This window comes from Methylomonas sp. BG-2 (assembly GCF_057766305.1).
Genome location: NZ_JBYMAP010000415.1, coordinates 1 through 1,962, shown reverse-complemented (window position 1 = coordinate 1,962; position 1,962 = coordinate 1). Strand labels below are relative to the sequence as shown.

The window sequence follows — 1,962 nt, the reverse complement described above, 5'->3', positions numbered from 1 at the left end:
GCTGGGCGCCGCGAAAGTCGGTCCCGCCAGTTACCGTTTGTTTGAGATGTTACCGATGATGCCGCGCTTCAGCATCGAGCAGGTGCGAAAAAAACTAAACACCACCTTCCCAACCGCGACGGCAGCAGTCAAAGTCCTGGAGGAGTTGAGCATTGTGGTGGAATTTACCGGGCAGAAAAAAAACCGTAGCTACAGTTACCAGTCGTACATCGAGCTGCTGACACGCGAATGAAAATTAGCAACACACACCATTAAATTTCATTGTTAACTGGCGTTGAAAATTTTCCAATTTCTGATCAAAATTGGCGTCTAACTTTTTCCAGGCAACTGGACTAGTTATTTTCTTTCAATTGTTTACCGACTGTATCATAGCGCCGAATTATGGAAAAGTTCCACGCCGGTTTACAGGTGTGGTTTGAATCACTTAAACAAACTGGGTTGCGCAGTATTATTAACGGACGTTAGTAAGGATTTAAAAATTTTAATCGCTTCTTTTAAAGAAGCCGCAGCGGCTAATGAATCACCGTTCTTAATTTCACGACGCGCATTTTTTAAGTGCGTTGGAGCCGCGTTCTTTAGAGCCGGCCCCAAAAAATTGAACAGTCGGTAAAGTGAAAAACCCTGCTACTTTTGAACGTCCGTCAGGACAAAGCAATGGAGCAGAAGATGTCCAAAAAACCGAGAAGAAAACATTCACCGGCCTTCAAGGCCAAAGTCGCGTTGGCGGCCTTGGCGGGTGATAAAACCCTGGCCCAATTGACCCAGGAATTCGAGGTCCATCAAAATCAAATTGTCGATTGGAAAAAGCAACTGGCAGAGCGGGCGGCCGAGGTGTTTGGCAAGCCGGCGGAGCCTGAATCACCGCCAGTTGACCTGCAAGCCTTGCATGCGAAAATCGGCCAACTGACCTTGGAAAACGATTTTTTAGGGAACGCGCTCACCAAGGCGGGATGGCTGAGCGCAAAACGATGATCGACCGTGAGTCCAAGCTGCCGATTGGTCGGCAGGCCAAGCTATTAGGCATCAGTCGCGGCAGTGTGTATTACTTGCCCAAGCCGGTTTCGGAGCGCGATCTGGACCTCCTGCGCCGACTCGACGAACTGCACCTGAAGCACCCGTTCATGGGAACTCGGCAGTTGCGCGACCAGTTGAACACCCAAGGCATCCAGGTGGGCCGAAAACACGTGAACACGCTGATGAGGCGTATGGGCATCGAAGCGGTGTACAGCAAGCCCAATACCAGCCAGAAGACACCGGGGCATGAAATCTATCCTTACCTGCTGCGCGGCATGACCATCAATCGCGCCAATCAGGTTTGGGCGCTGGATACCACCTACATCCCGCGGGCCAAAGGATTCGCGTATTTAACGGCAGTCCTCGACTGGGCGACTCGCAAAGTCTTGGCCGCCAAGGTGGCGATCACCCTGGAAGCCTGCCATGCCGTGGACGTACTGGAGCAAGCCTTTAAACGTTACGGCAGGCCGGACATCGTCAACACCGACCAAGGCAGTCAGAGAGAAGTGGCCCCGTTCATTTGAACAACAAATTGCAAATTTTAAGTGAAACGGTTGAGGCCTCCGTTAAGACAAGTTGTGATTCAGCGAGACGGTTTTCGGTTCCGTTTTCGATATATCCATTGGTATATTTAAAAGCGTGCCTGCAAAAGCGCTGCATCCGTTCAGCGCAAGTAGCCAAGTCAATGCGTAGCGTGGCAATGAGGACATCTTTGAAACGTACCGTTTGAAACAAGTGGCGGCTGTGGGTCGCCAAAGTCGTGCCACCTTTCCTTTCCAAATCGAATGCTTTTGTTGCGACGACTTGCCGAGTTGGTATACCACGGCGAACCATACTATTTCTCAGGTATTTCCAATAAGACGAGTCCTTCACCATATTAGCGACTTAGCTTGGAGACTGGCGATTGAATGTATTCGAAATAATATATCGATCTCGGTAGATTCGTCT

2 pseudogenes are annotated in these 1,962 nt (G+C 50.1%); both read left to right on the top strand.

What is annotated here, in order from left to right:
- A pseudogene (locus AC3B8H_RS20790) lies at positions 1-232 on the top strand (Fic family protein); the annotation flags it as partial.
- Between the two features lie 434 nt (positions 233-666).
- A pseudogene (locus AC3B8H_RS20785) lies at positions 667-1,514 on the top strand (IS3 family transposase); the annotation flags it as partial.
- Positions 1,515-1,962: the final 448 nt, after the last annotated feature.